The 7,039-nt window shown below is 38.7% G+C and carries 8 protein-coding genes and 2 pseudogenes; 9 read left to right on the top strand and 1 reads right to left on the bottom strand.

The features are described 5' to 3' along the window. The 3 genes and pseudogenes from GJS40_RS10920 to GJS40_RS10910 form a co-directional block, all read left to right on the top strand. Positions 1 to 202: pseudogene (locus tag GJS40_RS10920) on the top strand (hypothetical protein); the annotation flags it as partial. After that, positions 190 to 510 (top strand): DinB family protein, encoded by a 321-nt coding sequence (locus GJS40_RS10915; RefSeq protein ID WP_270897893.1) that lies wholly within the window; start codon positions 190 to 192, stop codon positions 508 to 510. The pseudogene GJS40_RS10920 and the gene GJS40_RS10915, both read left to right, overlap by 13 nt. 149 nt (positions 511 to 659) lie before the next feature. Then, complete coding sequence (locus tag GJS40_RS10910; protein ID WP_270897892.1) at positions 660 to 1,397, top strand: NADPH-dependent oxidoreductase; 738 nt, start codon at positions 660 to 662, stop codon at positions 1,395 to 1,397. Positions 1,398 to 2,003: 606 nt separating this feature from the next. Here the strand turns inward: GJS40_RS10910 and GJS40_RS10905 are convergent. Beyond that, the gene (locus GJS40_RS10905) at positions 2,004 to 2,312 is read right to left on the bottom strand and encodes a hypothetical protein (protein ID WP_270897891.1); all 309 of its coding nucleotides are present in this window, start codon (positions 2,310 to 2,312) and stop codon (positions 2,004 to 2,006) included. 98 nt (positions 2,313 to 2,410) lie between these two features. Here GJS40_RS10905 and GJS40_RS10900 point away from each other — a divergent pair, with 98 nt between their 5' ends. The 6 genes and pseudogenes from GJS40_RS10900 to GJS40_RS10875 all read left to right on the top strand — a co-directional run bounded on the left by GJS40_RS10900 (position 2,411) and on the right by GJS40_RS10875 (position 6,916). Beyond that, positions 2,411 to 2,632, top strand: coding sequence for a DUF3231 family protein (locus tag GJS40_RS10900; protein WP_333723926.1), 222 nt, complete (start codon positions 2,411 to 2,413; stop codon positions 2,630 to 2,632). Positions 2,633 to 3,011: 379 nt separating this feature from the next. After that, positions 3,012 to 3,357, top strand: a pseudogene (locus GJS40_RS10895) (ArsR/SmtB family transcription factor). A 15-nt stretch (positions 3,358 to 3,372) separates the two neighbouring features. Then, a complete protein-coding gene (locus GJS40_RS10890) occupies positions 3,373 to 4,671 on the top strand; it encodes an arsenic transporter (protein WP_270897890.1) in 1,299 nt (432 codons plus the stop codon). 14 nt (positions 4,672 to 4,685) lie between these two features. Beyond that, on the top strand, positions 4,686 to 5,105 hold the full coding sequence (arsC, locus tag GJS40_RS10885; protein WP_270897889.1) for an arsenate reductase (thioredoxin): 420 nt from the start codon (positions 4,686 to 4,688) through the stop codon (positions 5,103 to 5,105). Between the two features lie 178 nt (positions 5,106 to 5,283). Next, on the top strand, positions 5,284 to 6,144 hold the full coding sequence (locus GJS40_RS10880) for a CPBP family intramembrane glutamic endopeptidase (protein ID WP_270897888.1): 861 nt from the start codon (positions 5,284 to 5,286) through the stop codon (positions 6,142 to 6,144). Positions 6,145 to 6,160: 16 nt separating this feature from the next. Continuing rightward, complete coding sequence (locus GJS40_RS10875; RefSeq protein WP_270897887.1) at positions 6,161 to 6,916, top strand: carbon-nitrogen hydrolase family protein; 756 nt, start codon at positions 6,161 to 6,163, stop codon at positions 6,914 to 6,916. Positions 6,917 to 7,039: the final 123 nt, after the last annotated feature.

Below are 7,039 nucleotides of genomic sequence, written 5' to 3'. Positions count from 1 at the left end.
AAATGTCGGACAATTGAACAGGCAAAGCCTGTCCTTGTCCGAAGCCAATTCATCTCCCACTTTCACTGGTGCTAAAAGCACCTTCACGTTTAGAAGTGAGAGACTTCTTGGCTGTAAAGTTAAAAATTTGGATGAGGAACAACTTGATATCCAGCCGAGTGGATTCAGCAACACGATTCATTGGCATGTATGCTTACGGTAAATGAGCTAGGTTTGTTTGATTTTCCAAACAATAGCGAGCATCTTCCGCAACGTTATGAAAGCTTGTTCGCCCCTGGTACAAAACCGGCGGACTGGCCTAATGATGTTCCAAGTGTTTCTGAACTTTCGGAACAGTTGACAAATCAATTGGATCGCATCAAACAAATTCCAGTAGAAAAATTTGAAGAAAAGTTGCCAGAAAGCATGTGGGGTGCCACCACATATGGAGAACTGGCTGCGGTCGCTGCATTTCATGAAGGCCATCATATTGGTCAAATAAACGCCATGAAAAAATTACTTACGAAATAGCATTCATTCATATGGTTCTCATCCATCAAAAAGACGGATGAGAATCATCTTTTTTGTTCTTAAAGCAAATATTTTCAAGAAAAGGGGGAGGTATGATATGTTAACTATGGTGTGAAGGTCACATACAACGATCTGAGGAGGTTACAACTGTGAATGAAGTGACGCAATTATTACAATCTCATCGCTCGTTCCGTTCTTATAAGAACAAGCCGGTGGATGAAAAGCAATTGGATCAAATTATTCGATCGGTTCAAGCCTCTCCCAATTGGATTAATGGGCAACATTATTCTATCGTTGCTGTAAAGGACGAAAATCGTAAAAAGAAATTGGCAGAGCTTTGTGGAAATCAGAAACATATTGAAGAAGCTCCTGTTTTCCTTATTTTCTGTGCGGATTTTTACCGAACGAATATAGCGTGTGAAATGGAAGGAAAAACAATTAATGTTACAGATGATATAGATACACTCATTGTTAGTGTGACAGATGTTGGTATCGCTCTAGGTACGGCAGTCGTTGCGGCGGAATCGTTTGGTCTCGGAACCGTTCCAATTGGTGGGATTCGCAGAAATGCATTAGAAGTCATTGATTTGCTTGGTCTGCCTGAATACGTCATTCCAATCTCTGGCCTTTGTGTTGGGCATCCTGATGAAGATCCTGGTCAAAAACCACGTCTACCAAAAGAAGCCGTTTATCACGAAGAATATTACAACCGCGAGCTTCAACCTCTCCTAGAAGAGTATAACAATACATACTCTCGTTATCTACAAGAAAGATCACAAAACAATCGTGTTGGCACGTGGACCGCACGGGTTGCTTCCTTTTTCAGTAAACCTTATTATCAAGGGATCGTTGACATGCTGAAGAAGCAAAAGCTTCTCGGAAAATAGATAGATTTTGTGTATTATAGATGAGGAGAAGTACCTAGTTTCAAAGCATCTTCGAACGATCGTTTTACCTGGGATTTCGGTTATGTGAATCATAGATGTGTATATAGGTTGAGACATATCTAGCTAAAAAAGAATGGTTCCAAGCACTAAAAATTTTCTTGGAACCATTTTTGTAGGGTTTTTTCTCTTATTGGGTTATGTTGTTTCTGGCGGTACATTAACACAAGAAGTACAAATGAGCCTCCAATCACCCGGACGCTGATTCTATGTTTATTTCACCAGTATTGATGTACGTGGATAATAAGCAGGACGTCCGCATGCGACGCAAACATCCAATCGAAGCTTCTCTGAAACGAGATTCCCCATTTGTAACACGTCATGAGACCATTCGAAAGGAATTTTGTGTGATATTTCGTCGTATGGATCTTTTATACGACGCTTCAGTGCATCGATTTCGTAATAAAAGGTCGTATGAAACATGATGTGCCCTGTTTTCATCCTAATTTTTTCCATTTTTCCACTTTCATACGACCATTAAACCGGTGTTTTACAATTCCTATTTGAAATATTCTCTTAATATGTCTTGGAAAGAAACATTAATACCAATCACCAATCACATGTAAAACTCATTGTTGTGACAGAAATATAACCTCTATCCAACTGAAGCCATTGATTATACCGTCCTCCATTAGGATCAACTACATAATCTCCTGTTACTAACCATCCAGTAGCAAAAGCGCCACCCCTATACCATCCTATTATTTGTGAGTTCGTTGAAGGCCTCTCCCTTATATTTGCACCTTCTCCCAGGACTATTCCTGTGCCATGACAATTTGCATATGTTGGTTGCACTCCAAAAGTTAACGTGAAAATAAAAAGAAACGCGACAAAAACAGCAATTAAATATTTCTTCAATTTTTACCCTCCCTTCATAAGAAATACAAGATGTGCTTGTACTGTAAAAAAAAAGAAATAATGTGACAAGTAACTTAAGTCACAATTTTACTGTCAAGATGGGTATGTTTGGCGGTAATCCAAAGCAGGAACCTATGCATTATGGAGAAGTGATGGGTGTCTGGTCAGCACTATCTATTGCGAAGGGGCAATTGGCACGTTATCAAATTTTCTACAATCATGCAGGGGACGAAGACTTAAAAAAGTTTATTCATGACATGGTGGAAAATGTGATTAGACCGGGTATCGAAGAAAATGAAGCGTTATTAAAGGTTGGTTAGTTGCTCCTCCTCTTCATAAAAAAAGTAAATGATTCAGTTAATGTTAGAGAGCAAACTAATTTTTCACTTCACCGGCGCTATCCTGTCAGAAGGAATAGCGTCTTTTTGTTGTTACCACGTTAGCTACATCCGTCTATGGTAGCACCTTCCAAAAAAAATGATGGCCATTTTTTTTGGATTTCTTTTTCTAAAAAGAAGTACAAAAGCGATATGTTGTGTTATATTTTTGATGTATGTGAAGGGCTTATCACTGTGGTGTGGCGAAGGAAGTAAAAAAGCTGCCAAAAAGTCAATATGTATGATTTTTTTGGCAGCGCTTTATATTTTTAGTATATAAGCATATAATTATATAATGATTAAGTATTAGGAGGCCATTTTTTTGGAGAAAGCTGTTTTAAAAATAGAACAAGCTGCTCATGTGTTGAAGCTTTTAGGAGATAAAACACGCTTAACGATGGTTGGAATGATGTATCATCATGAATGTTGTGTCTGTGAGTTTGTTGAAATCTTTGATATGAGTCAGCCCGCGATTAGTCAACATTTGCGAAAACTACGTGATGTTGGGTTAGTGAGAGAAAAAATGGAAAGGGCAATGGATTTTTTATTCGTTAAATATGGAAAGTAAATTTTATCCTTTGATTGAAACCATATTAACTCACATCCCGGATCAAAGAGATAAAATAAATGATTTAGAAAAAGAAGGAAAACGAATGATTTGTGATTAACGGAGGGGACGGCGATTGACTTCTGCACTATTAGCAATAGTTATTTTTGTTATTACCCTTGTTTTTGTTATTTGGCAACCGAAAGGACTTGGTATTGGCTGGACGGCATGTGCTGGAGCGATATTAGCAATCATCGCTGGGGTCGTTGATTGGGCCGATGTGGGGGCGGTAATAGACATTGTTTGGAATGCGACGTTGACATTTGTCGCGGTGATTTTAATTTCCTTAATTTTAGATGCAATTGGTTTCTTTGAATGGTCTGCGTTACATATGGCCCGTGTTGCGAACGGAAATGGCTTGAAAATGTTTGTCTATATTATTTTGCTTGGTGCCCTTGTGTCCGCTTTCTTTGCGAATGACGGAGCAGCACTTATTTTGACACCAATTGTCCTTGCGATGGTACGTAATTTACATTTTCATGAGAAAATGATTTTTCCTTTTATTATGGCAAGTGGTTTTATCGCAGATACAGCGTCTTTGCCGCTCATTGTGAGTAATTTAGTAAATATTGTTTCTGCTGATTTCTTTGGAATTGGTTTTGCCGAGTATGCCGCCCGGATGATTGTACCGAACTTCTTTTCCATCGGAACAAGCATTCTGGTGCTGTACTTGTTTTTTCGAAAAAGCATTCCTGAAAATTATGATATGAACGAGTTGAAGGAACCGAGAGAAGCGATAAAAGACGACAACATGTTTCGGTTATCTTGGCTTGTGCTAGCAGTACTTGTCATCGGGTATTTTGGAAGTGAAGCTTTTGGAATTCCCGTTTCAATTGTAGCTGGTTTGATTGCGATGTTCTTTATTCTAATGGCCCGAAAGAGTCCTGTTGTTCCGACAAAGCAAGTAATAAAGGAAGCACCGTGGGATATTGTTTTTTTCTCTATTGGGATGTATGTAGTAGTTTACGGATTACAAAATGTCGGGTTAACAAGTGTTCTTGCAGGAGTTATTCAAGCATCTGTTGATCAAGGACTGTTTGTTGGAACGATTGCGATGGGTTTTATCGCAGCCATTCTTTCTTCCGTGATGAATAATATGCCAACTGTCATGATCGATGCACTTGCCATTGCAGAAACGAATGCTTCCGGGATTTACAAAGAAGCGCTCATTTATGCCAATGTAATCGGTTCCGACTTAGGACCAAAAATAACACCAATCGGTTCTCTCGCGACATTGTTATGGCTTCATGTATTAAGAACGAAAGGAGTAAAAATATCGTGGGGGTATTATTTTAAGATCGGAATTGTTTTAACGATTCCTACTCTGTTCATCACGTTAGTCGGTTTATATATTTGGCTTCTTATCATTTCATAAAAGGGAGAAATACTATGTCAAAACCAATCATTTATTTTCTATGTACGGGAAATTCTTGCCGAAGTCAAATGGCGGAAGGATTCGCTCGTAAGTATTTAGGAGATAGATACGACGTCTATTCAGCAGGTGTGGAAGCGCACGGTGTAAATCCATATGCGGTGAAAGCGATGAAAGAAGTTGGTATTGATATTTCAAACCAAGAATCTTCCGTCATTGATTTAGAGATATTAAATAACGCAACCTACGTCATTACCCTTTGTGGGGATGCAAATGATAAGTGCCCGATGACGCCTCCTCACGTGAACCGAGCACATTGGGGATTTGATGACCCAGCAAAAGCAGAAGGAACAGAAGAAGAAAAGTGGAAAGTATTTGAGCGAGTTCGTGACGAAATAGAAGAGAGAATAAAGAAATTTGCATTAGAAGAGAAATAGTTACACCAGGAATAATAAGTTAGTTATAGATTGTGTTACAATAAGAAAAATATATTTGAACCAATGTTTGATGAATCCATCAATACTCGATACTAGAAATTCTTTGTAAATGGTGACCATTTCCTTGGACGCAAATTGTTAGAATGACAACAATACCCTTTATAGAAAGGAGCTTTTTATGGATTCATCGAAATGTCGTCTTCGTCGGGTGCTTTTGTATTTTGTCCTCATCTCATTATTTCTCTTCGTTTCGGGCCATGTTGGACAATACCTCATTGAACATCATGGGTTGGATCGAGAATTAGGTTTGCTTTTGCAAGGAGTGATTTTTACTGGATTAACGCTAATTGTACTTTATATTCTGAAAAGAAAAAATCCGGACGTGTTGAAAAATATTGGGTTGAAAGGTGCAGATTCGTTACCTAAGTTCATTGTTGGAGTTCTGCTACCTTTGCTTCTACTTGGTGCGGGTATATTTACAGCGTATTTATTCGGTGGTATTGAAAACATCCGCTTGAACTTAACAACGAGTGTCATCACTGCGATTTTCATCAATACAGTAACGGCTTTTCTGTATGAAGCTTTTCCGGAAGAAATCTTTCTCCGTGGACTCATCTTTGAAGAGTTACATAAAAAACTTCAATTTATTTTCTCGTTATTTGTGCAAGTTCTTATCTTTATCTGTGTGCCGATTTTTGTAATGACATTGTCGTCCATATTCTTTCATGAGCCATTTTCATTAACGATAGATTACTTTATTTTGCTTTTCACTTTTGGAATTGCGCTACAACTTTATAAAAAGTATACAGGAACACTTTGGATGAGTATCATATTCCACGTGATTTATTTGGAAGTGACGAGATATATTTCTAGTGGAGGCATGTATGATACAAATACCACTCTCTTACAGTTCGATGAGACATTTGGTGGATTCATGATGCTATACTTATCATTTCTATTTATCGTCGTCTTGAGTGTGGTGGTATTGTCCATTTTACTGCTCATTGATAACAGAAAAAATCGTCGCTATTTATCATAGAATGAGGAGGATTTTTGTGAGGAAAATTCGAGTTGCTTTATTGCATTTACTCCTCGTGAATGGGGATATTCCATATAATCAACAGCTAATCGAACAGGCAGTAAAAAAAGCGGGAGAAAAAAAGGTTGATTGGATCATTACTCCGGAATTAGCAACGAGCGGATTACAGTTTGATGATGTCATTGGAACGAGCTGGATTAAAGAACAGCCCGATGCATGGTTGGAGCGATTACGTCATACTGTGCGTTCTCTTGAAATAACATTATTTATCGGTTGTCCGTCAAAGGAAGAGAACACGCTGTATAACTCCGTTTTTGTCATGAATCGAAAAGGTGAATTAATTGGTAAGCAACATAAGATTGCTCGGGTGGACAAGTGGTCTTCTAGAGGGGAGTTGATCGAACCGATCGACGTGGATGGCATAAAAGTTGGTGTATTAATATGTGCTGATTCATATAAAAACAACGTTGCACACGAATTGTCGACGAAAGGGGCAGACATTCTCGTTGCTCCTTCCGCTTGGGGACCAGGCTTGCACGGACCGGAGGGAGAGTGGGAACAAAGAACGATAGATACCGGTCTTCCGATGTTTGTGTGCAATCGCACAGGAAAAGACACGACAGTTTCTTTTTGGGAAGCAGAAAGCCTCGTCATTAAAAATGGAAATCGACTGCTTTCACACCAGTCTTCCCAATCTGCCATATTAATTTTTGATTGGGATATGGAGCGTATGAATGTCATTTCCCCTCGTTTTGAGATTACATACATATGAGCTAATTGCGATGTTTGAATTTTCAAGTCCCTCAAGGGGCTTGGGAGATGGTTGAAAAATTTTTACCCCAAAAAGAAGTCAAAAAAAGTGGAATAGAAGGAAAGGGCAAGAAAGGTGCCAATG

Source organism: Aliibacillus thermotolerans, assembly GCF_027853235.1.
GTDB lineage: Bacteria > Bacillota > Bacilli > Bacillales > Marinococcaceae > Aliibacillus > Aliibacillus thermotolerans.
The sequence above is the reverse complement of the archived record's forward strand: the minus strand, read 5'-3'. Positions and strand labels throughout refer to the sequence as shown.